Raw genomic sequence first — 20517 nt, forward strand, 5'->3', positions numbered from 1 at the left:
GCGAATCTTGAAGAGAATTTTTACTCGCCGCCGACATTAGGTGGCTATCGACCCGGGGGGTGTCAAGTCATTGAAAGACGCGCGCCATCAGGCGCTTACGCACGCAATAAGCGACACCGGCTGCGGAGATACTTTCCGCAGCCCCTGCTTGAGGAGACGATTGGAGCGTTCCAGCGCCGAAATCAGGCGCTGGCGTTCTCGACGGCGCGATCGGACCGATCGGCGTAGATGTAGAGCGGACGCGCCGTTCCTTCCACGACTTCGCGGGAAATCACGACTTCTTCCACACCTTCGAGGCCCGGCAGGTCGAACATGGTCTCGAGCAGGATCGCCTCGAGGATTGAACGCAGCCCCCGCGCACCGGTCTTGCGCTCGATCGCCCTGCGGGCAACCGCGCCAAGCGCCTCGTCGGCGAAGGTCAGCTCGATGTTCTCCATCTCGAACAGCCGCTGGTACTGCTTCACCAGCGCGTTCTTCGGCTCGACCAGGATCTTCTTGAGCGAAGCCTCGTCCAGATCCTCCAGCGTCGCCACGACGGGCAGACGGCCGACGAATTCCGGGATCAGGCCGTACTTCAGGAGATCCTCAGGCTCGACATGACGGAAGATTTCGCCGGTGCGGCGGTCTTCCGGTGCGAGCACCTGAGCGGCGAAACCGATCGAGGTCGAACGTCCGCGTGCCGAGATGATCTTTTCGAGGCCCGAGAACGCACCACCGCAGATGAACAGGATATTGGTGGTGTCCACCTGCAGGAACTCCTGCTGCGGATGCTTGCGGCCGCCCTGCGGCGGGACCGAAGCCACCGTGCCTTCCATGATCTTGAGCAGCGCCTGCTGCACGCCCTCACCCGACACGTCGCGCGTGATCGAGGGATTGTCGGACTTGCGGCTGATCTTGTCGATTTCGTCGATGTAGACGATGCCGCGCTGGGCACGCTCGACATTGTAGTCGGCGGCCTGGAGCAGCTTCAGGATGATGTTCTCGACGTCCTCGCCGACATAGCCGGCTTCGGTCAGCGTCGTCGCATCCGCCATCGTGAACGGCACGTCCAGGATGCGGGCGAGCGTCTGCGCGAGCAGCGTCTTGCCCGAGCCGGTCGGACCGATCAGCAGGATGTTCGACTTCGCAAGCTCGACGTCGTTGTGCTTGGTCTGGTGGTTGAGGCGCTTGTAGTGATTGTGCACCGCGACCGAGAGGACCTTCTTCGCATGGTTCTGGCCGATCACGTAATCGTCCAGCACCTTGCAGATTTCCTTCGGCGTCGGAATCCCGTCGCGCGACTTCACCAGCGAGGATTTGTTCTCCTCGCGAATGATGTCCATGCAGAGCTCAACGCACTCGTCGCAAATGAAGACCGTGGGACCCGCGATCAGTTTGCGCACTTCGTGCTGGCTCTTGCCGCAGAACGAGCAATACAGCGTGTTCTTGGAGTCGCTCGTGCCGACCTTACTCATTCATGTCTCCGTCCGCGGTTCGATCCCGTCCGCTCGATCGCCCTATTCCGGCACGACAGCCGGTACAGTCCTTCAAATAGAGCAAATTCCGTACCAAAAAAGACCCTACGCGTTACATGCCGTGCGAATCGCGGTCATTCGATTCCCCGCGATCATAGCCGATCAGTCATAGCGAACCATGCTGGCACCCGACTATCAAGAATTCGCTAATCGGGGGTCGCCGGCTACCCGTGACAATACCGTGATTTCCGGTCTTGGCACGGGCGAAGTGATCGAAATCACCCCGGCGTTGCTGGATCGCCACGAAAAACAAGCACGAAAGCGGAACTTTCTGCCTGTCGCAGGGCGCAAAAGTGCGTTTTGCGACGCGCGCACGTGTCCTTAACGTGAACGCTCCCTGATGTGCCCGCGGTCCCAGAGGGATTGCCGGCACAGTAGTGCTACGGGGTCTTCGGCGACGCGGTTTCCTCGGCGCGCTTGTCGATCACCCTGTCGACCAGGCCGAACTCCTTGGCGTCGCTCGCGGTCAGGAACTTGTCGCGTTCCAGCGCGTCCTCGATCGCCTTGTAGGTCTGGCCGGTGTGCTTCACGTAGATCTCGTTGAGCCGCTTCTTCAGGTTCAGGATTTCCTGGGCGTGCAGCATGATGTCGGTGGCCTGGCCCTGGAAGCCGCCGGAGGGCTGATGCACCATGATGCGCGCGTTCGGCAGCGAGAAGCGCATGTCCTTCTCGCCGGCGCAGAGCAGCAGCGAGCCCATCGAGGCGGCCTGGCCGGTGCACAGCGTCGAGACCGGCGGACGAATGAACTGCATGGTGTCGTAGATCGCGAGGCCCGACGTCACCACGCCGCCCGGCGAGTTGATGTACATCGAGATTTCCTTCTTCGGATTTTCCGCCTCAAGGAACAACAGCTGCGCGACGATCAGCGTCGACATGCCGTCCTCGACCGGCCCGGTCAGGAAGATGATGCGCTCTTTCAGAAGGCGCGAGAAAATGTCGTAGGCGCGCTCGCCACGGTTGGTCTGCTCGACCACCATGGGCACGAGGTTCATGTAGGTTTCAACCGGATCGCGCATGAGTCACCTAGGGTTTTGAAGAGGCGGACATCGCCAGGCCCGGCTGCCAGTCGGGGCTGGATCTGCCGGAAGGCCGATGGACGTCCCGTGATGCAGGAACTTGGCAGAAGAACTTGGTAGAGGCACTTGGCAGAAGCAGAGGGCGTAGCGACAGATATAGCCCAATTCGCGCCTGACAAGTGCGGAGCGAATTAAGGCTTAATCCGTGAGGCAGTTGAAGCTGATTCGTACAAAGAGGCCCAGCCGGCCACCTGGCTAGCTCGACCTCTTCGCTGATCATCCTTAATGCAAGGCTATCCTGGAGGCTCTCCTAAAGGCTCTTCTGGAGCCCTCAGGCCGCGGTCTTTTCCGCCTCGTCGTCCTTGTAGAGATCGTCGCGCGAGACCTTCTTCTCGGTCACCTTGGCAAGCTCGAGGATGAAGTCGACGACCTTGTCCTCATAGATCGGTGCACGAAGCTGGGCCAACGCTTGGGCGTTGCTGCGGTAATAGTCCCAGACCTCCTTCTCGCGGCCCGGCATCGAGCGCGCCCGCTCGATCACGGCGCGGCCGACCTCGTCATCGGTCACGGAGATCTTGTTCTTCTCGCCGATCTCCGAGAGCACGAGGCCGAGCCGCACGCGACGATCGGCGATCTTGCGGTACTCTTCCTTGGCGGCGTCTTCAGTGGTGTCTTCGTCGGCGAAGGTCTTGCCGGCGGAGTCCATCTCGGCCTTCACCGAGTTCCACATCAGATTGAACTCCTCGTCGACCAGCGAGGGCGGAGCCTCGAAGCGATGGGCCTCGTCGAGGCGGTCGAGCAGCGCGCGCTTGACGCGCTGGCGGGTCGCGGTCGCGAACTCGGCCACCAGCCGCTCGCGCGCCGCTTCCTTCAGCTTGTCCAGCGATTCCAGGCCGAGCGTCTTCGCGAACTCGTCGTCGATCGCGAGATCCTGCGGCGCCTCGATCAGCGTCGCGGTGGTCTCGAACTCGGCCGGCTGGCCGGCAAGCTTGTCGTTCATGTAGTTCTTGGGGAACGCCACCTTCAGCGTGCGGGTCTCGTTGGCGGCGATGCCGATGAGCTGCTCTTCGAAGCCGGGGATGAAGGTGTTGGATCCGATCACCACCTGGATGCCCTCGCCGGCGCCGCCTTCGAAGGCTTCGCCGTTGATGGTGCCCTTAAAGGCGACGGTGACGCGATCACCCGATTCGGCCTTGGCGCCCTCGCCCTTCGCGGCATAGCCACGGTTCGAATCGGCGATGCGCTTGATCGCCTCGTCGACGTCGGCGTCGGTGACTTCGGCCACGGGCTTTTCGACCTCGAAGGTCTTGAAGTCGGCGAGCGCAATCGACGGCACCACCTCGATCGCAACCGTGTAGGTCAGATCGGTTTTGCCGTTGAGCAGCTCCTCGACCTCGGCCTGCTCGGTCGGCATGGTGATCTTCGGTTCGGTCGCCAGGCGGAAGCCGCGCTCGGAGAACAGCTGAGTGTTGGTGTCGCGGATGGTCTGGTCGATGGTCTCGGCCATCACCGAGCGGCCATAGACCTTCTTGAGGTGCGTGACCGGCACCTTGCCGGGACGGAAGCCGTTGATGCGAACCTTGTCCTTGAGGTCGACGAGCTTGGCACCGGCCTTGGCGTCGAGATCAGACGCGGGAACGCTGATCTTAAACTCGCGCTTCAAACCTTCCGAGAGGGTTTCTGTGACCTGCATGGTGTCCAATCTTCTTCTCGTTCGGTCCCGGCGCGCATGCGTCGGGACGCTGTCATTAATCGATCCGGCGCGAGGCGAACGCCTCAACGCCGGTGGTTCATCGGACCGACTTCCGGCGGACAAACATCCGCGCGGGAGCAGATCGCGTAATCCGTGCAAACGCTGAAAGCGCTTGGTGCGGGCGGAGGGACTCGAACCCCCACAACTTTCGTCACTGGAACCTAAATCCAGCGCGTCTACCAGTTCCGCCACGCCCGCGTAAATTTGCATCAAGACCGGCCGCGATGCCGCGGGCGGCGGGCTTATAGCATGTGCCCGCCTGTTCGCAGCAAAAAAATGGCCCGATAGAGGCAGGCTTCACCTAGGCACGACGGCTGGACTTATCCAGCACGGCGTGGTCCGGATCGGCCCATGAAAACGCGGATCTTCGACCTGACGAGGCGCGAGGTTTTGGCCGGATTTGGCGCCTCTGCGGCCGGGCTGACGGCGGGCGGCGCAGTCCCGGCCGTGACCGCCCAACTCGCGCTTCAGGCAAGGCCGGCAACGCTGGCTCTGAGGTCGGGGCAGCCGGCTACACCCATCTGGGAGCTGGCCGCCGTCAGCCATCTCGGGGATGTCCGCCTCAAACGTGGCGACCGCTGCGAGGTGGTCTTCCGCAACGACCTGCCTGTGCCGCTTGCACCAGTTTGGTACGGCCTCAATGGCCCGGCCGCGGCCGACCCGCTTCGGGGTCGCGCACCGACGGCCCCGGACGCGACGGAAACATCAATCATTTCAGTGCCAACCGCGGGAACCCTGTTGGCCGACTTCCGGCTGTTCGAGGACGGCCTGAAGCAGCCCGCGCGCCCGCTTCCGATCATCGCCACCGAGACCAACACGGTCGCCGCCGATCGCGACGTGGTCCTCTTGATCGAGGAGTGGCGGCTGCGGCCGGATGGGACCGCACTTGCCCCGGGCCGGGAGCCGAAGGACACATCCCCGCTCTATACAATCAACGGAACGACTTCATTCGAACTCTCAGCTTCAGCAAATGAGCGGCTGCGGCTGCGCTTTATCAACGGCTCGCAACGTTCTGTTCTGGCGATCAAATTGGAAAGTCACGAGGTCCACGTGGTGGCCCTGGACGGACAGCCGGCTGAGCCGTTCCCGGCTCGCAACGGCGCGCTGGTGCTGGCTCCCGGCGCACGCGCCGACGCCTTCGTGGATGCGGCCACATCGGCCCCATTCCTGCTGCATGACGGCAAGGAGGCGCGCCAGGTCGGCCGCCTGACGGTCTCCGGCAAGCTTGACCGGCGCGCGCCGCCGTTGCCGCTCTTGCCACTCCCTCCGAATGACCTGCCCGACCGGCTCGATCTGAGGGGCGCCCTGCGATTCGATGTCGCTCTCGGGGCAGCCGACGCCGGGTGGGTACGGGCCGCAAATTTCTCGACGTCCTCCGCCCCCGCCTTTCGCACCAAGGCCGGCCGCACCGTCGTGTTGGCCCTCAAGAACCCCGCCTCCGTCGCAACCGTCTTCCATCTCCACGGCCACCATTTCCGCCTGCTCGACAAGCTCGACGACGGCTGGAAGCCCTATTGGCTCGACACGCTCGCGATCGAACCCGGCCAGACCCAGCGCATCGCATTCGCTGCGGCCTCTCCCGGGCGGTGGCTGATCGAATCCGTCGTCACCGACTGGGCCGCGCCGCGGCTGGTGCGCTGGTACGGGGTGGAGTGAGCTATCGGCCACGCGTCCAAAGATAGCGAGCGTCCGGTTCTTTCTCCTCGTTTCGGGTCCCGTTGGTCTGCTCGATCAGCGTGAACCCGCGCGCTTCATAGAAGCGGCGCGCCAACGCGTTGCGCTGGAAGGTCCAGAGCTCCAGCTGTTCGCTGGCCCGCTTGGCGATATCGAGGAGTTCGGTGCCGACGCCGCGCCCTTGAACAGCAGGAAGCACGTAAAGCTGCTCGACCCAGCCGTCACGGACAGCGATGATTCCGCTCAGTACATCGGCATCGAAGCGTCCCCACACGCGGCACGTCGCCAAGACATGCTCGCGGTAGAACCAGCGGTCCTCATCCGGCGTATGCAGCCCAGCAAGCCAGGGCATCGCATGGTCGAATGCAGCCCGGTGAACCTGCGCCGCCGCGCCCATATCGGTGAGCGCGAGCGGCCTGAGCATTAGTACTCGATCCCCAGCGCATGATAGATCCGTCGGTGCACGGCGGGCAGCGTCTCGGTGAGATCCTCCGCGATCAGGCCCGGCCCCGCCTCGCTCGCCGCTTCGCCATGCATCCACACCGCGATGCTGGCGGCTTCGAACGCCGGGACGCCCTGCGCAAGGAGGCCTGCGATGATGCCGGCGAGGACGTCGCCGGCACCCGCGGTGGCGAGCCAGGGCGGAGCGTTGGCGGCGATGGTGGCGCGGCCGTCGGGCGCGGCAATCGTGGTGTCGGCGCCCTTCAGCAGCACGACCGCACCGGAGCGCTCGGCGGCGGCGCGCACGCGCTCGATCTTCGAGCGCCCCGGATGTTTATTGCTGAGGTCGGAGAACAGCCGCGGGAACTCGCCCTCGTGCGGCGTCAGCACCACCGCCTTGTCCTGCGACGTCTTGATCGATTCGAACAGGCGCTCGGGATTGGCGGCAAAGCTCGTCAGCGCATCCGCGTCGAGCACCAGGCGCCGCTGGGAGGTAAGCGCCGTGTGGACGAGATCGCAGGTGCGCTCGCCGACGCCCGCGCCAGGGCCGATGATGCAGGTGTTGTAACGCTTGTCGCCGAGCAGCTCGCCGAACTCGATGGCGGTATCGACGGGGTGAACCATCACCGCGGTGAGCGCAGCCGCATTGATCGCCAGCGCATCACGCGGTGTGGCCAGAGTCACCAGGCCCGCGCCGGCGCGCAGCGCCCCGCGCGCGGCGAGCCGCGCCGCACCGGTCGCCGCCGCATCGCCCGAGACCGCCAGCACATGACCTCGCGCGTATTTATGGCCGTCGATGCGCGGCACCGGAAAGGCCGAGCCCCAGAAGTCCGGATCGTTCTCAAAAATCTGCGGCGCGATCTCGTCCAGCACCTGCGCCTCGATGCCGATGTCGGCGACGCGGACGTGACCGCAATGCATGCGCCCCGGCAGCAGCAGATGCGCCGGCTTCTTGCGGAAGAAGGTGACGGTCTCGGCGGCGTTCACGGCCACGCCCAGCACGGCCGCGCTGGTGCCGTTGATGCCGCTCGGCAGGTCGACCGCGAGCACCGGCGCACCATTGGCGTTGATCGCCTCGATCATCTCACGCGCCTCGCCCTCGACGGGACGGCTGAGGCCCGCGCCGAACAGCGCATCGATGATCAGCGCCGGTCGCCCGATCGCCTGCGGGTTGAACGGGAGCACCGGGTGTTTCCAACCACGCGCGGCCGAGGCCGCGTCGCCCTGGAGCTGGTCCCGCTCGCACATCAGGATCACCGAGACCTCGCGGCCTTGCGCGGCGAGCTCGGCGGCTGCGACAAAACCGTCCCCGCCGTTGTTGCCCGGGCCGGCCACGATCAGGATTGGCCCCTCCTCCACCAGCGCGTGGGCGGCCTCGGCGACCGCCTGACCGGCGCTGAGCATCAGCTTGAAGCCGGGGGTGCCTGCCGCAATGCTGAGCTGGTCGGCGCGCTGCATTTCGGCGTTGGTCAGAACTTCCATGCCACTTCCCTGTCCAAAAGCCTTTTCAAGAGGCACGTTCCGCACCGGGCCATCCGACGGAACGACGATCTGCACAGATATTGAACCGTTTGCCTATTTCGTAGTCTGCGGTATTTTGTGCGGGTCGGCGCCACCTATCAGAGCTGCACGTTAAAGGGCTGATAACGCTCCAATAATCAGGGCATTTGCAACTTGGCATAGACCCTGCTTTCGCGGAAGTCGCTTCGGTTCGTCGTGCTCACTGGCATTTATCAGGGTGTGGCCGGCCGTTGTTGCCGGATTGGTCAGGGATCCCGGCATAGCGAAGACAAGATCATGCGTTAAGAAAAGCGCATCCTGACGAAGACGTTGCTATTGTTCGAAAGGCCGGGAGGCGCGCAGTGAAGAAAATCGAAGCCATCATCAAGCCATTCAAGCTCGACGAGGTGAAGGAAGCGCTTCAGGAAGTCGGCCTTCAGGGCATCACCGTCACCGAAGCCAAGGGCTTCGGCCGGCAGAAGGGTCACGCCGAGCTGTACCGCGGCGCAGAATACATCGTCGACTTCCTGCCCAAGGTGAAGATCGAGATCGTGATCGGCGACGATCTGGTCGAGCGCGCCATCGACGCAATCCGCCGCGCCGCGCAAACCGGGCGCATCGGCGACGGCAAGATTTTCGTCTCCAACATCGAAGAGGCGATCCGCATCCGAACCGGCGAATCCGGGCTGGACGCTATCTGAGCCGGGTGCTATCCCGCATTTTGCGACATTCTGACAAGAAATAGGCTGCTTCGGCGGCCTCGTTTTGTTTGTGCCTCGCGCGCCTCAAGAAGCGTGAACACGGTCGCTCGAAGTTTGGAAACCGACCCGCAGAGCCAAAAGGGGTATGCATGAAGACCGCCAAAGACGTCCTGAAATCGATCAAGGACAACGACGTCAAATACGTCGACCTGCGCTTCACCGATCCGCGCGGCAAGTGGCAGCACGTCACCTTCGACATCAGCATGATCGATGAGGACATTTTCGCCGAAGGCACGATGTTCGACGGCTCATCGATCGCCGGCTGGAAGGCGATCAACGAGTCCGACATGTGCCTGATGCCCGATCCGGTGACCGCGACGATCGATCCGTTCTTCGCCGAGACCACCATGGTCATCACCTGCGACGTGCTCGAGCCGACCACCGGCGAGCCCTACAACCGCGATCCCCGCGGCATCGCCAAGAAGGCCGAGGCGATGGTGAAGTCGATGGGCGTTGGCGACACCGTCTTCGTCGGCCCCGAAGCCGAATTCTTCGTGTTCGACGACGTGCGCTTCTCCGCCAATCCCTACAGCACCGGCTTCCGCCTCGACTCCTCGGAGCTGCCGACCAACTCCGACACCGAATATGAAGGCGGCAATCTCGGCCATCGTGTCCGCACCAAGGGCGGCTACTTCCCGGTGCCGCCGCAGGATTCCGTGCAGGACATGCGCTCGGAGATGCTCGGCGCCATGGCCAAGATGGGTGTGAAGGTCGAGAAGCACCATCACGAAGTCGCCTCCGCCCAGCACGAGCTCGGCATGAAGTTCGACACGCTGACGCTGATGGCCGACCACATGCAGATCTACAAATACTGCATCCACCAGGTCGCGCACATCTACGGCAAGACCGCCACCTTCATGCCGAAGCCGGTCTTCGGCGACAACGGCTCGGGCATGCACGTGCACCAGTCGATCTGGAAGGACGGCAAGCCGGTGTTCGCCGGCAACAAATACGCCGACCTGTCGGAGACCTGCCTCCACTACATCGGCGGCATCATCAAGCACGCCAAGGCGATCAACGCCTTCACCAATCCGTCGACCAACTCCTACAAGCGTCTGGTCCCGGGCTATGAGGCTCCCGTGCTGCTCGCCTATTCCGCGCGCAACCGCTCGGCCTCCTGCCGCATCCCCTACACCGCTTCGCCGAAGGCCAAGCGTGTCGAGGTGCGCTTCCCCGATCCGCTCGCCAATCCCTATCTCGGCTTCGCCGCGATGCTGATGGCCGGCCTCGACGGCATCAAGAACAAGATCGATCCGGGTCCGGCGATGGACAAGGACCTCTACGATCTGCCGAAGGAAGAGCTGAAGCAGATCCCGACCGTGTGCGGCAGCTTGCGCGAGGCGCTCGAAAACCTCGACAAGGACCGCGGCTTCCTGAAGAACGGCGGCGTGTTCGACGACGACTTCATCGACGCCTATATCGAGCTGAAGATGACCGAAGTCGCCCGCTTCGAAATGACCCCGCATCCGGTCGAGTTCGAAATGTACTATTCGGGCTAAGCGGCCCGAACGACCACGACGCACGAAAGGCGCCCCTCGGGGCGCCTTTTTTGTGGTCATCGAGTTTCGTTCTGCGTCTGACTCCATTTCGTTCTCAAAGAACGAATCGGAATCGAGAAAACTGGCGCGCATCAATTCTTGATATCTGGTTTATTGCGCCCGAGAGATCGCGAGCGCTGTTGGTAATTCGCAGGATGCATTCAGCGCCGCGAAATCCATCCTGGAGACTAGTTCTCGTGCCTGTTTGCAAAAATCGCCAATCCTCCGCCGCCGGTCGCAACGATCGATAGCCTTATAGGCCTCGGCGCAGCCCCGCAGCTACGCCGCCGCGCGCTGCTTCGCCACCACGGCCTGACCGAACGCCTCGAACAGTTTTCGATTGATCGGATTGTGCTGCGGGTCGTATTCGGCGTGCCATTGCACGCCGAGCGCAAAGGTCTTGGCTTCCGCGATCCGGATCGCCTCGATGGTGCCGTCCTCGGCAATGCCCTCGATCAGCACGCGCTTGCCGGGATCGAGGATGCCCTGGCCGTGCAGCGAATTGACCCTGATCTTGTCACAGCCGAGCAATTCCGCGAACGCGCCGCCCGGTGTCAGATCGACGTCGTGACGATCGGCGAACACCACTGTCGGGTCGGGATGGATCTCACCATTCTCAAGCCTTGGCATGCGATGGTTCATGCGGCCCGGGATTTCGCGGATCTCGGGATGCAGCGAGCCGCCGAAGGCGACGTTCATCTCCTGGAGGCCCCTGCAGATGCCGAACAGCGGGATACCGCGGGCAACGCAGGCGACCGAGAGCGCCAGCGCCACCTCGTCGCGGTGGATGTCGTAGGGCTCGTGCGCCTCACACGGATCGACGTTGAAACGGGTCGGATGGACGTTGGCGCGGGCGCCGGTGAGCACGATTCCGTCGACGGTATCGAGCAGCGCGCCGATATCGGTGATGTCGGGCGAGCCCGCGAACATCACCGGCAGACCGCCGGAAACCTCGGCCACGGCGCGCAGATTACGCTCGCCGACCATCTGGACCTGAAATCGATTCTCAACGCGATGGGCGTTCCCGATCACGCCGACGACCGGCTTTCTCATCTCCCGTTCAGACCTCTCGCCGAAGACGATTCTCCAAACATGCCCCTGGGGTGGAACAAATTCAACAGAAGGGTACGCGGGACGGCAATGCTATTTTCGCGCAAATGCCTCCCGGGCCACGATCGCGCCGCCAAGGGGCAGGCCGGCGGTCTTCAGCGCGGTCGCCGCCGGGTCGCCCGGCGCAGCCAACCAGGGCAGTTTCGTCTCGATTCCGCGCGTCACGGGCTCCCCGAGCGCGCCACCGAAATCGATCGGCCAAAGCCCGTTGGGCACTATTTCGGCGGTAAGGCCACGGAGTGCGTAACCGTCGCCCAGCACCGCCTCCACATGGTCGCCGGCGACAAGGCGCGCGGTCGTAGGGTCCAGGGGATCGCCAAAGCTCACCAGCGTGGGCATTAGGTCGCCCTGCACCGCGACGACGCCGGTCTGCCGGTTGAGCTCGTTGAACGAGACGCGGTTGCCTCGCGCAGCGCCATAAGCGCGGAGCGCGACATAGTTGATGTCGTCGAGATCGAGCTTCGCGCCCTGCTGATGCGCGAGCAATGCCACCACATTCTTTCCCCGGCCGAGGTCGACGAACACGGCCTCGCCGCGCATCGTGGTGCGGCCGCCCCGGCTATAGCCGCGATCGGGCACGACGGACAGAATGCCCGACCCGGTCTTGATCCCGTCAGGCGTCGTCACCTCGACCCCGAGGCGATATTTGTGACCGGGCCGATTGATCCGGATCTGGTCGCCAATCACGAGCACGGCCAGAAGCCCGAGCAGACCCACCCATTTGCTGATGAAACTCAAGCGCGCCCCACCTGTTCTCTCCTCGTCGGTCTGCACCGTTCATACGGCAGCGTCAAACCAGCGCGTTGACGCGGTCTTGATCAAAAGCGTGTTTGTCGAAAGAGTGCCCCCCGTTCCACCTAAAGGCCATTGCGTGATCACATTCCCGAATGAACGACCCCCGACCCGTTTTGATCTGGCTTGGGGCATTTCGGTCGGCGGCATCGGTGTGGTGCTGTTCGCCGTGCTGCTCGCGTTCTCCTGGTACTTCGCGACCACCCTGCTCCTGATCTTCGCCGGGGTGCTGCTGGGCCTTGGGCTCAACGCGCTGACCAACGCGCTTGGCCGGCACGCGCGTCTTCCGCATACGCTGCGGCTCGCGATCGTCTGCTTGGCCCTCGCGCTGATGCTCGCGGGCATCGCATATCTCGGCGGCGCCACCATCGCCGATCAGGCGGCGGGACTCAGCAAAACCATCAAATCCCAGATCGGCAACGTCAAATCATTCCTGGACAATCACGGCATCGACACCAGCTTCTTCGATTTCGGGAGCTCCGGACCCGGTTCGTCTCCCGACGCGCAACCGGAGCCGACGCCGTCGGCCGGCACGGCGTCGCGCGGGGCAATACCCGGCGCAGGCGCCCTTGCCTCCAGCGGCGGGGCGATCGTGAGCCAGACGTTCAAGCTGCTGCTTGGCACCATCCACGGCGTGGGAAACATCTTCATCGTGCTGTTTCTGGGAGTCGCCTTCGCCGCCCAACCCAGCGTCTATCGCGAGGGATTGCTGTTCATCGCGCCTGCAAAACATCGCGCGCGCACGGCCGTCATCATCGACCGCGTCAGCGAGACACTTGAACGATGGCTGATCGCACAGATGATCGTCATGCTCGCGGTCGGCGCGGTAACCTGGATCGGGCTTCTCATCATCGGCATCCCGGGCTCCTTCATTCTCGGGATTCAGGCGGGACTGCTCGGCTTCATTCCGACCGTCGGCGCCATCATAGCCGGCGTCGTGGTCGTGCTGGCGAGCCTCGCCTCAGGATGGATTCCGGCGCTGTCGGCGTTTCTCCTCTTCATGGGCGTCCACGCCATGGAGAGCTACGTGCTGACGCCCCTGCTGCAGCGGCAGGCACTGGACATTCCGCCGGCCACGCTGTTCGCGTTCCAGATCCTGCTCGGCGTCGTGTTCGGGATCTGGGGCCTGGCGCTGGCGCTGCCACTGGTCGCCATCGCCAAAGTCGTGATCGACCATTTCAAGACGTATGAAGCGCCGCCTCTGGCGGAGGCGGCCTGAGCCGCCTCAGGTGATGAGCACGGTTTCGGTGTGCTCCACCTCAGGCGGTGCCGCAAAATACTGGCCGACGAGGCCGCGCCATTCGGTGAAATTCTCGGAGCCGCGAAAATCGACGGTGTGGTTCTCGAGCGTCTCCCACTTCACCATCAGACGATAGCGCTGCGGCTTCTCGATCGACTTGTGCAGCTCGAAACCGTGAAAACCCTTGGAGCGGCCGAAAGCGGCCTTCGCCTTGGCAACGGCGGCCTCAAAATCCTTCTCGCTGCCCGGCTTGACGTCGATTTGCGCGATCTCGGTGATCATCTGTTTCCACCCATTTTGTTCGATGGGCGTGTCTACCGCAGCCCGCGACAAAGAAAAAGGCGCCGAAACGGCGCCCTGCCCGGTCCAAGAATGCAGATCACTCAGGCGAGCAGCAGAACGGTGCCCACCACCATCAGCGCACAACCGGCGAACAGCGCGAGCGGCCAGTAATTGCGGCCTTGCGTGTAGCGCCCCTGGGCGCGGCGCTCGGTGATCAGCGCGCTCTCGTATTCGTCCGCGGTCGAGAACAGGCACGCGAAGCCGCCGCGTGCCGAAGTCGCCGCGGCTTCGAGCGACATCAAGGCGGTCTGCGGGTTCTGTCGACGGATCGATTCCATGACCGCAATGGTAGGGATCGAATGGTAAACAGGGGATTACCGCGAGGCCTCCTTTGCCTAGGCGGTCGCCGGCTGCGCTTTGGACTGCGTGTTGGGCACGCCGATCCGCGCGGCGCTCTGGCGGCGCCAGTTCTCCAGCGACAGTGGCAGCTCCTCCGCCGACTCGACGCGGTTTCGGCCGCCGCGCTTGGCCTGGTAGAGCGCGGTGTCGGCCGAGGCCAGCAGCACTTCGAGCTCGGTGCCGGCCGGACCGCCGGCGACGCCGATGCTGACGGTGGTGTCGACCGGGCCCTCGTCGACGACGACGCCGGAGGTCTCGAAGGCCTCGCGCACGCGCTCAGCGACCAGCACGCCCTCCTCGAGCGAACACGGCAGGAGGGCGGCGAACTCCTCGCCGCCGATGCGACCCGACATGTCGCTGATGCGCAGATTGCTGACGACGACGGTCGAGAACAGTTTCAGCATCTCGTCGCCGGCGGGATGGCCGAACCGGTCGTTGATCGACTTGAAATGATCGATATCGAAGATCATCACGGTCACGGGACGTCCGGCCTTTGCCTCGCGCTCGATCACGCGCCCGCAGGCTTCCGAGAAGCCGCGGCGGTTGAGCATGCCGGTCAGCGGATCGGTGGAGGCGGCGGTCCGGTGCGCGGTGACGGTGCGCTCGGACACCAGCATGAAGATCACGAACACGGTGCCGACGGCATAAAGCACGAGCTCGACCGCGAACACGGTGACCCAGATGCTGCTGGCGAAACCCGCATCGTGCGGACGCAGGAAGCTGCCGAGCACGATCGGCAGCATCAAGACGCAGCCGTGCATCACCGGCACCACGAAGGCCGGCCAGCGCCGTTGCAGGCTCTTGCGTCGCTCGACCCAGAGCTCGCTGGCGGTCAACGCCGCATAGACCGACACGATGCCGGCGCCGACGATCATGCGCAGCATGGACGCGGCGGGATCGAGCAACGTGGCGGCAGCGACCCAGGCGAGCGCGCCGACCAGGAGACCCGGCCAATTCGGCTTGCGGCCGTGGAAGACGCGCGCCGCATTCCACACCATGCCGCACGCGACGAAGCCGACCGCGTTCAGCGCAAGGTAAAGATGCGGCCCCAATCTGTCGCCCGCCGCCGTCCAGAGCGCGACCGATGCGGCGCCGAGGAGATAGGCGGTGCCCCACCATTTCAGCGCAGCGCTATTCTCCTGCCTTCCGAAAAACACCATCATGGCGCCGAGCAGTGCGGCGACCATGGTGGCGACCAAATAGAGCGTGATGCTATCGAGCGACATCATGTCGGCCCCCTTCTAGACATAGCAGTTACGCGATCGGATCAACCGATTTGCGCGCCCTTCCAAAAGCGACGCTATGTCCCGCGGGTTCCATTCAGGTTTTCATGCGAGCCCAAGTTTTCAGGAAACACGCCATCAATTTGCATACAAACGAACAGCAAAAAGGGCGCTGAAATCAGCGCCCTTTTGCATCTCATTGAAGCCGCTTTCGCGACGAATGCGACCGATGCGATTAACGCTTCGAGAACTGGAAGGACCGGCGGGCCTTGGCCTTGCCGTACTTCTTGCGCTCGACCACGCGGGAGTCGCGGGTGAGGAAGCCGCCCTTTTTGAGCACGGTGCGCAGCTCCGGCTCGAAATAGGTCAGTGCCTTGGAGATGCCGTGACGGACGGCACCGGCCTGGCCGGACAGACCACCGCCGGCGACGGTGCAGATCACGTCATACTGGCCGGACCGCGCGGCCACGGAGAACGGCTGCTCGATCATCATGCGCAGCACGGGACGGGCGAAATAGACCCCGACCTCGCGCGCGTTGACCGTGACCTTGCCGGCGCCTGGCTTGATCCAGACACGGGCGACCGCGTCCTTGCGCTTGCCGGTGGCATAGGCGCGGTTGAACTTGTCGACTTTCTTCTCGTGCTTGGGCGCGTCGGGCGCGGCCGCCGTCTTGAGCTGCGAGAGCTGGTCGAGCGACTGGATGGATTCGGCCATGTTATGCGGCCCTCGTGTTCTTGCGGTTCAACTTGGCGATGTCGATCTTCTCGGGCGTCTGGGCCTCGTGCGGATGATCGGCGCCGCCATAGACGCGGAGGTTGCCCATCTGGACGCGACCGAGCGGGCCACGCGGGATCATGCGCTCGACGGCCTTCTCGAGCACGCGCTCGGGATGCTTGCCCTCGAGGATCTGGCGCGCGGTGCGCTCCTTGACGTGGCCGACATAGCCGGTGTGCTTGTAATAGGTCTTCTGCTCGCGCTTGCGGCCGGTGAGAACCGCATGCTGCGCGTTGATGATGATGATGTTGTCGCCGCAATCAACGTGCGGGGTGTAGGTCGGGAGGTGCTTGCCGCGCAGGCGCATGGCGACGATGGTGGCGAGACGGCCGACGACCAGACCCTTGGCGTCGATCAGTACCCACTTCTTCGTCACCTCAGCCGGCTTTGCCGAAAAGGTTTTCATGTCAGAGTTTCCGTGAACGGGGAGCATCGGCGCGAACACCGCACCGGACTGGCGGTTTTCTAGAGAACAGAGGCGCCGCGGTCAATGCCCAAAGGCGGAATTTACTTGTTAAATATCAACGACTTGGAAATATGGTATTAAGATACCTGTAAAAAGTTCAAACGTTTGGAATGGAATAGGTCGAGGTGACATGCGCAATCGGATCGGGCGAGGTGCCGGACAATAGCTTCACCTCACCGACTGCGAGGCGCTTGCCGAGCTTGAGCAGCCGCGCCTCCGCCAGCACGTCCTGCCCGGGCTGGCCCTTGCGCAGGAAGTTAATGTTGAGATTGGTGGTCACCGCGAGCCCGATCGGCCCGATCGCGGACAACAGCACCACGTACATCGCGAAATCGGCGAGCGCCATCAGGGTCGGGCCGGACACGGTTCCACCCGGCCGCAGCATCTTTTCGCTATAGCGCTGACGCAAAAGGCAGGCCTGACCGTCCGCGCTCTCGATCGTGATGTCGTCGCCGCTGAAGGCCTGGGGAAACTCGTTGCGGAGGAACTGCTCGAGCTCCGCCACGCTCATTTTCGCTAACGCCATGCTGCCCCTCACCCTCGCTTCACGTCCCCTGTTACATTAAGTTATCTGCGTCATCCAATCGCAATAATCCAACCGGAAACGCTTTGATGTCCGTCCAGGCCGCCCGCGCCCCCTCCCCGCAACTGCCGATCCTGCTGCGCGAGACCGTCGGCCCTATCGCGGTCCTGACCCTGAACCGCCCGGCCGCCCGCAACAGCCTGTCGGCGGCGATGATCGCAAGCCTGCATGCCGAGCTCAACGAGATCCGCGACGACAAGTCCGTCCGCGGCGTCGTGATCGCGGCCAACGGTCCCGCCTTCTCCGCCGGCCACGACATGAAGGAGCTGACCGCGCGTCGCGGCGACCCGGATCGCGGCCGTGCCTTCTTCGCCGAGATGATGACCGCCTGCAGCGCGATGATGCAGGCGATCGTGCACCTGCCCAAGCCCGTGGTCGCATCCGTTCAGGGCATCGCCACTGCCGCCGGCTGCCAGCTCGTGGCCAGCTGCGATCTCGCGATCGCCTCGGAAGCAGCACACTTCGCCACTCCGGGCGTCGACATCGGCCTGTTCTGCTCGACGCCAATGGTGGCGCTGTCGCGCAATGTGCCGCGCAAGCAGGCGATGGAGATGTTGCTGACAGGCGAGCCGATCCCGGCCGCACGCGCTCGCGAGATCGGGCTCGTCAATCGTGTCGTCGCCGCCGGCAGCGAGCGCCATGCCGCCATTGCGCTCGCCGAACAGGTCGCGCTGAAATCCGCCTATACCGTCAAGCTCGGCAAGGAGGCGTTCTACCGCCAGGCCGAGATGAACCTTGCAGATGCCTATCGCTATGCGGCAGAGGTGATGACCGAGAACATGATGGCGCGCGACGCCGAGGAAGGCATTGGCGCCTTCATCGAGAAGCGCACGCCGACATGGCGGGATGAGTAATTCGTCATTGCGAGCGAAGCGAAGCAATCCAGAATCCCTCCTCGGAGACAGACTGGATTGCTTCGTCGCTTCGCTCCTCGCAATGACGGCGAAAGATGAGCCCGAAAAGATGAGCCAATGAACCACGACGCCTATCCCGACAATTACATCCGGGGCATCCTCAACAACGTGAAGTCGATCGCGATGGTCGGCGCTTCGCCTGCCAACGTGCGGCCGAGCTATTTCGCGTTCAAATATCTGGCCCAGCGCGGCTACGACATGATTCCGGTTAATCCCGGCCATGTCGGCAAGGAGCTGCTCGGAAAACCCTTCGTCGCCTCGCTGTCCGACATCGGCCGTCCGGTCGACATGATCGACATTTTCCGCAACTCCAGCCACATCATGCCGGTGGTCGAGGAAGCCCTCACGCTCGATCCGCTGCCGATGGTGATCTGGATGCAGTTGGGGGCGCGCGACGATGCGGCGGCGCTGAAGGCGGAATCGGTCGGTATCAAGGTGGTGATGAACCGCTGCCCCAAGATCGAATATGGCCGCCTGTCGTCGGAGATCTCGTGGATGGGCGTCAATTCGCGCACGCTGAGCTCCAAACGCGCTCCGGTACCGACGCAGGGCATGCGGCTATCCCTCAATCGGATGAGTGTCGGCGGCGGCGACACTGCGGCATCGGACCGCGCCGCCAAAAACAAGACCGAGCAAAGCTGACGCAATTGCGAAGGTTTCATTCGCGAACGCGACAATGCGTAGCACGATCGTTCCGATGTGAAGCCGCGCCTTGACGGCAGCCGCGGCGCCAATCAGCATGCCGCGCGATTTCAGACCACGAGAACAGGACGCCCTCAATGAGCGATCGCCTTCCGGGATTTTCGACCCTCGCCGTGCATGCCGGTGCACAGCCCGATCCCACCACCGGTGCGCGCGCGACTCCGATATATCAAACGACGTCGTTCGTCTTCAACGATGCCGACCACGCCGCCTCTCTGTTCGGCCTGCAGGCGTTCGGCAACATCTATACCCGCATCGGCAATCCCACCAACGCCGTGCTGGAAGAGCGCGTCGCGGCGCTCGAAGGCGGCACGGCCGCGCTGGCGGTGGCCTCGGGCCATGCCGCGCAGGTCGTGGTGTTGCAGCAATTGCTCCAGCCCGGCGACGAGTTCATCGCCGCGCGAAAGCTCTATGGCGGCTCCATCAACCAGTTCACCCACGCGTTCAAGAGCTTCGGCTGGAACGTGGTGTGGGCCGATCCCGACGACATCGCGAGCTTCGAACGCGCGGTCACGCCGCGCACGAAAGCGATCTTCATCGAGTCCATCGCCAATCCCGCCGGCAGCATCACCGACATCGAGGCGATCTCGACGGTGGCGCGCAAGGCGGGCGTACCGCTCATCGTCGACAATACGCTGGCCTCGCCCTATCTGATCCGCCCGATCGACCACGGCGCCGACATCGTCGTGCACTCGCTGACGAAATTTCTCGGCGGCCACGGCAATTCGATCGGCGGCATCATCGTCGATGCCGGCACTTTCGACTGGTCGACAGGCGGCAAATATCCGATGCTATCGGAGCCGCGGCCCGAATATCACGGCATCCGGCTCCAGGAGACGTTTGGCAATTTCGCCTTCGCGATCGCCTGCCGCGTGCTCGGCCTGCGCGACCTCGGACCCGCGCTGTCGCCGTTCAACGCCTTCATGATCCTCACCGGCATCGAGACATTGCCGCTGCGCATGCAGAAGCACTGCGACAATGCGAAAGCGGTCGCCGAATTCCTCGCCGGCCATCCGGCGGTGGCCGCGGTGAACTATGCGGGCCTTGCAAGCGACAAGTACAACCAGCTCGCGCGCAAATACGCGCCGAAGGGTGCCGGCGCCGTGTTCACCTTCAGCCTGAAGGGCGGCTACGATGCCGGCGTCAGCCTGGTGTCGAAGTTGCAGCTGTTCTCGCATCTGGCCAATGTCGGCGACACCCGTTCGCTGGTCATCCATCCGGCCTCGACCACGCACAGCCAGCTCGACGACGCCGCCAAGGTCAAGTCCGGCGCCGGCCCCGACGTGGTGCGGCTCTCGATCGGCATCGAGGACAAGGAGGATTTGATCGCCGATCTGGAACAGGCACTGGGCACGTAGCTGTCCTGGACATTCCGGGGCGCTTTGATGTGCCCCGGGAGTCCGGCTCCAGTTAACAGTCATTAACCATATCTGCCGCATACATCGTCACTGGATCGCCCCCTTTGATTCGGAGCCGACGATGCTGCGCTGGATGGTGCCTGCCCTTGCGGCGATGTTGACAGTCTCAGCTGCGTTCGCCGCCGATCTGCCGGCCACGCCGAGGCGGCGGGCCGCCGCTCCGCCGCAGGAGCCGCCGCAGGTCTATGTCGAGACCGATCCGGATGCGCTGATCTCGCCGGCCTACGGCATCGGCAGCTACGTCCGCAATTTACCGGGTACGCCACTGCTGCCGGGGTCGCACACGCTGCCGGGCTATTACGGCCGCCCCTGGGACTACGATTACCAGGGCGCGTATTACGGCGGGAAGCAGGTCGATTATTTCTGGCGCCTGCCCTACTCGTGCGGCATCTACGGCTATTGCTGAAGAGCAGATC

General features: G+C 63.7%; 21 protein-coding genes and 1 tRNA gene. 8 read left to right on the forward strand and 14 right to left on the reverse strand.

Annotated elements, in window-relative coordinates:
- Nucleotides 1–182: 182 nt before the first annotated feature.
- The 4 genes from clpX to AC0L23_RS10645 all read right to left on the reverse strand — a co-directional run bounded on the left by clpX (nt 183) and on the right by AC0L23_RS10645 (nt 4481).
- The gene (gene clpX / locus AC0L23_RS10630) at nt 183–1454 is read right to left on the reverse strand and encodes an ATP-dependent Clp protease ATP-binding subunit ClpX (RefSeq protein WP_007603503.1); all 1272 of its coding nucleotides are present in this window, start codon (nt 1452–1454) and stop codon (nt 183–185) included.
- A 440-nt stretch (nt 1455–1894) separates the two neighbouring features.
- Nucleotides 1895–2530 (reverse strand): ATP-dependent Clp protease proteolytic subunit, encoded by a 636-nt coding sequence (locus AC0L23_RS10635; protein ID WP_007611005.1) that lies wholly within the window; start codon nt 2528–2530, stop codon nt 1895–1897.
- Nucleotides 2531–2861: 331 nt separating this feature from the next.
- Nucleotides 2862–4223 (reverse strand): trigger factor, encoded by a 1362-nt coding sequence (tig, locus tag AC0L23_RS10640; protein WP_085362115.1) that lies wholly within the window; start codon nt 4221–4223, stop codon nt 2862–2864.
- 173 nt (nt 4224–4396) lie between these two features.
- Nucleotides 4397–4481 (reverse strand) — tRNA-Leu (locus AC0L23_RS10645).
- Nucleotides 4482–4634: 153 nt separating this feature from the next.
- On the opposite strand from AC0L23_RS10645, the gene AC0L23_RS10650 reads away from it, so the two are divergent.
- Complete coding sequence (locus tag AC0L23_RS10650) at nt 4635–5939, forward strand: multicopper oxidase family protein (protein ID WP_473356851.1); 1305 nt, start codon at nt 4635–4637, stop codon at nt 5937–5939.
- Between the two features lies 1 nt (nt 5940).
- Here AC0L23_RS10650 and AC0L23_RS10655 read toward each other — a convergent pair whose 3' ends face one another.
- On the reverse strand, nt 5941–6381 hold the full coding sequence (locus tag AC0L23_RS10655; protein ID WP_085362113.1) for a GNAT family N-acetyltransferase: 441 nt from the start codon (nt 6379–6381) through the stop codon (nt 5941–5943).
- Complete coding sequence (locus tag AC0L23_RS10660) at nt 6381–7880, reverse strand: NAD(P)H-hydrate dehydratase (protein WP_085384770.1); 1500 nt, start codon at nt 7878–7880, stop codon at nt 6381–6383. Before AC0L23_RS10660 ends, AC0L23_RS10655 begins: the two co-directional genes overlap by 1 nt.
- A gap of 380 nt (nt 7881–8260) precedes the next feature.
- Here AC0L23_RS10660 and AC0L23_RS10665 point away from each other — a divergent pair, with 380 nt between their 5' ends.
- Together AC0L23_RS10665 and glnA are read left to right on the forward strand one after the other, a co-directional pair.
- Nucleotides 8261–8599, forward strand: coding sequence for a P-II family nitrogen regulator (locus AC0L23_RS10665; RefSeq protein WP_007603495.1), 339 nt, complete (start codon nt 8261–8263; stop codon nt 8597–8599).
- Nucleotides 8600–8748: 149 nt separating this feature from the next.
- The gene (gene glnA, locus AC0L23_RS10670; protein WP_007603494.1) at nt 8749–10158 is read left to right on the forward strand and encodes a type I glutamate--ammonia ligase; all 1410 of its coding nucleotides are present in this window, start codon (nt 8749–8751) and stop codon (nt 10156–10158) included.
- Between the two features lie 318 nt (nt 10159–10476).
- Here the strand turns inward: glnA and AC0L23_RS10675 are convergent, their stop codons facing one another.
- Nucleotides 10477–11250 (reverse strand): gamma-glutamyl-gamma-aminobutyrate hydrolase family protein, encoded by a 774-nt coding sequence (locus AC0L23_RS10675; RefSeq protein ID WP_085353369.1) that lies wholly within the window; start codon nt 11248–11250, stop codon nt 10477–10479.
- Between the two features lie 90 nt (nt 11251–11340).
- Complete coding sequence (locus AC0L23_RS10680) at nt 11341–12045, reverse strand: hypothetical protein (protein WP_085353583.1); 705 nt, start codon at nt 12043–12045, stop codon at nt 11341–11343.
- A gap of 136 nt (nt 12046–12181) precedes the next feature.
- Here AC0L23_RS10680 and AC0L23_RS10685 point away from each other — a divergent pair, with 136 nt between their 5' ends.
- Entirely contained in the window at nt 12182–13318 is a 1137-nt protein-coding gene (locus tag AC0L23_RS10685; RefSeq protein WP_039799329.1) for an AI-2E family transporter, read from the forward strand.
- A 6-nt stretch (nt 13319–13324) separates the two neighbouring features.
- Here AC0L23_RS10685 and AC0L23_RS10690 read toward each other — a convergent pair whose 3' ends face one another.
- The 6 genes from AC0L23_RS10690 to AC0L23_RS10715 form a co-directional block, all read right to left on the reverse strand.
- The gene (locus AC0L23_RS10690; RefSeq protein ID WP_018455117.1) at nt 13325–13621 is read right to left on the reverse strand and encodes an antibiotic biosynthesis monooxygenase family protein; all 297 of its coding nucleotides are present in this window, start codon (nt 13619–13621) and stop codon (nt 13325–13327) included.
- A gap of 101 nt (nt 13622–13722) precedes the next feature.
- Nucleotides 13723–13959: a hypothetical protein gene (locus AC0L23_RS10695; protein WP_018455118.1), complete on the reverse strand. Its 237-nt coding sequence runs from the start codon at nt 13957–13959 to the stop codon at nt 13723–13725.
- Nucleotides 13960–14016: 57 nt separating this feature from the next.
- On the reverse strand, nt 14017–15249 hold the full coding sequence (locus tag AC0L23_RS10700) for a GGDEF domain-containing protein (RefSeq protein ID WP_018455119.1): 1233 nt from the start codon (nt 15247–15249) through the stop codon (nt 14017–14019).
- A gap of 229 nt (nt 15250–15478) precedes the next feature.
- A complete protein-coding gene (rpsI, locus tag AC0L23_RS10705; protein ID WP_377791021.1) occupies nt 15479–15958 on the reverse strand; it encodes a 30S ribosomal protein S9 in 480 nt (159 codons plus the stop codon).
- 1 nt (nt 15959) lies between these two features.
- Nucleotides 15960–16424, reverse strand: coding sequence for a 50S ribosomal protein L13 (gene rplM, locus AC0L23_RS10710; protein WP_018455120.1), 465 nt, complete (start codon nt 16422–16424; stop codon nt 15960–15962).
- A 157-nt stretch (nt 16425–16581) separates the two neighbouring features.
- A complete protein-coding gene (locus AC0L23_RS10715; RefSeq protein ID WP_007603483.1) occupies nt 16582–17010 on the reverse strand; it encodes a PaaI family thioesterase in 429 nt (142 codons plus the stop codon).
- 86 nt (nt 17011–17096) lie between these two features.
- On the opposite strand from AC0L23_RS10715, the gene AC0L23_RS10720 reads away from it, so the two are divergent.
- The 4 genes from AC0L23_RS10720 to AC0L23_RS10735 all read left to right on the forward strand — a co-directional run bounded on the left by AC0L23_RS10720 (nt 17097) and on the right by AC0L23_RS10735 (nt 20507).
- On the forward strand, nt 17097–17921 hold the full coding sequence (locus tag AC0L23_RS10720) for an enoyl-CoA hydratase (protein ID WP_204511362.1): 825 nt from the start codon (nt 17097–17099) through the stop codon (nt 17919–17921).
- A gap of 117 nt (nt 17922–18038) precedes the next feature.
- Nucleotides 18039–18623, forward strand: coding sequence for a CoA-binding protein (locus AC0L23_RS10725; RefSeq protein WP_018455123.1), 585 nt, complete (start codon nt 18039–18041; stop codon nt 18621–18623).
- Nucleotides 18624–18760: 137 nt separating this feature from the next.
- On the forward strand, nt 18761–20041 hold the full coding sequence (locus tag AC0L23_RS10730; RefSeq protein WP_085353375.1) for an O-acetylhomoserine aminocarboxypropyltransferase: 1281 nt from the start codon (nt 18761–18763) through the stop codon (nt 20039–20041).
- A 121-nt stretch (nt 20042–20162) separates the two neighbouring features.
- Nucleotides 20163–20507 carry a hypothetical protein gene (locus AC0L23_RS10735; RefSeq protein WP_247385784.1) on the forward strand — a complete coding sequence of 115 codons (345 nt, stop codon included), beginning with the start codon at nt 20163–20165 and terminating at the stop codon, nt 20505–20507.
- Nucleotides 20508–20517: the final 10 nt, after the last annotated feature.

The organism is Bradyrhizobium sp. MI1.4, assembly GCF_055811315.1.

Coding starts and splice junctions, on each gene's coding strand:
- clpX (WP_007603503.1), bottom strand. CDS start 1,454: ATGAGTAAGGTCGGCACGAGCGACTCCAAGAACACGCTGTATTGCTCG.
- AC0L23_RS10635 (WP_007611005.1), bottom strand. CDS start 2,530: ATGCGCGATCCGGTTGAAACCTACATGAACCTCGTGCCCATGGTGGTC.
- tig (WP_085362115.1), bottom strand. CDS start 4,223: ATGCAGGTCACAGAAACCCTCTCGGAAGGTTTGAAGCGCGAGTTTAAG.
- AC0L23_RS10650 (WP_473356851.1), top strand. CDS start 4,635: ATGAAAACGCGGATCTTCGACCTGACGAGGCGCGAGGTTTTGGCCGGA.
- AC0L23_RS10655 (WP_085362113.1), bottom strand. CDS start 6,381: ATGCTCAGGCCGCTCGCGCTCACCGATATGGGCGCGGCGGCGCAGGTT.
- AC0L23_RS10660 (WP_085384770.1), bottom strand. CDS start 7,880: ATGGAAGTTCTGACCAACGCCGAAATGCAGCGCGCCGACCAGCTCAGC.
- glnA (WP_007603494.1), top strand. CDS start 8,749: ATGAAGACCGCCAAAGACGTCCTGAAATCGATCAAGGACAACGACGTC.
- AC0L23_RS10675 (WP_085353369.1), bottom strand. CDS start 11,250: ATGAGAAAGCCGGTCGTCGGCGTGATCGGGAACGCCCATCGCGTTGAG.
- AC0L23_RS10690 (WP_018455117.1), bottom strand. CDS start 13,621: ATGATCACCGAGATCGCGCAAATCGACGTCAAGCCGGGCAGCGAGAAG.
- AC0L23_RS10695 (WP_018455118.1), bottom strand. CDS start 13,959: ATGGAATCGATCCGTCGACAGAACCCGCAGACCGCCTTGATGTCGCTC.
- AC0L23_RS10700 (WP_018455119.1), bottom strand. CDS start 15,249: ATGATGTCGCTCGATAGCATCACGCTCTATTTGGTCGCCACCATGGTC.
- rpsI (WP_377791021.1), bottom strand. CDS start 15,958: ATGGCCGAATCCATCCAGTCGCTCGACCAGCTCTCGCAGCTCAAGACG.
- rplM (WP_018455120.1), bottom strand. CDS start 16,424: ATGAAAACCTTTTCGGCAAAGCCGGCTGAGGTGACGAAGAAGTGGGTA.
- AC0L23_RS10715 (WP_007603483.1), bottom strand. CDS start 17,010: ATGGCGTTAGCGAAAATGAGCGTGGCGGAGCTCGAGCAGTTCCTCCGC.
- AC0L23_RS10720 (WP_204511362.1), top strand. CDS start 17,097: ATGTCCGTCCAGGCCGCCCGCGCCCCCTCCCCGCAACTGCCGATCCTG.
- AC0L23_RS10725 (WP_018455123.1), top strand. CDS start 18,039: ATGAACCACGACGCCTATCCCGACAATTACATCCGGGGCATCCTCAAC.
- AC0L23_RS10730 (WP_085353375.1), top strand. CDS start 18,761: ATGAGCGATCGCCTTCCGGGATTTTCGACCCTCGCCGTGCATGCCGGT.
- AC0L23_RS10735 (WP_247385784.1), top strand. CDS start 20,163: ATGCTGCGCTGGATGGTGCCTGCCCTTGCGGCGATGTTGACAGTCTCA.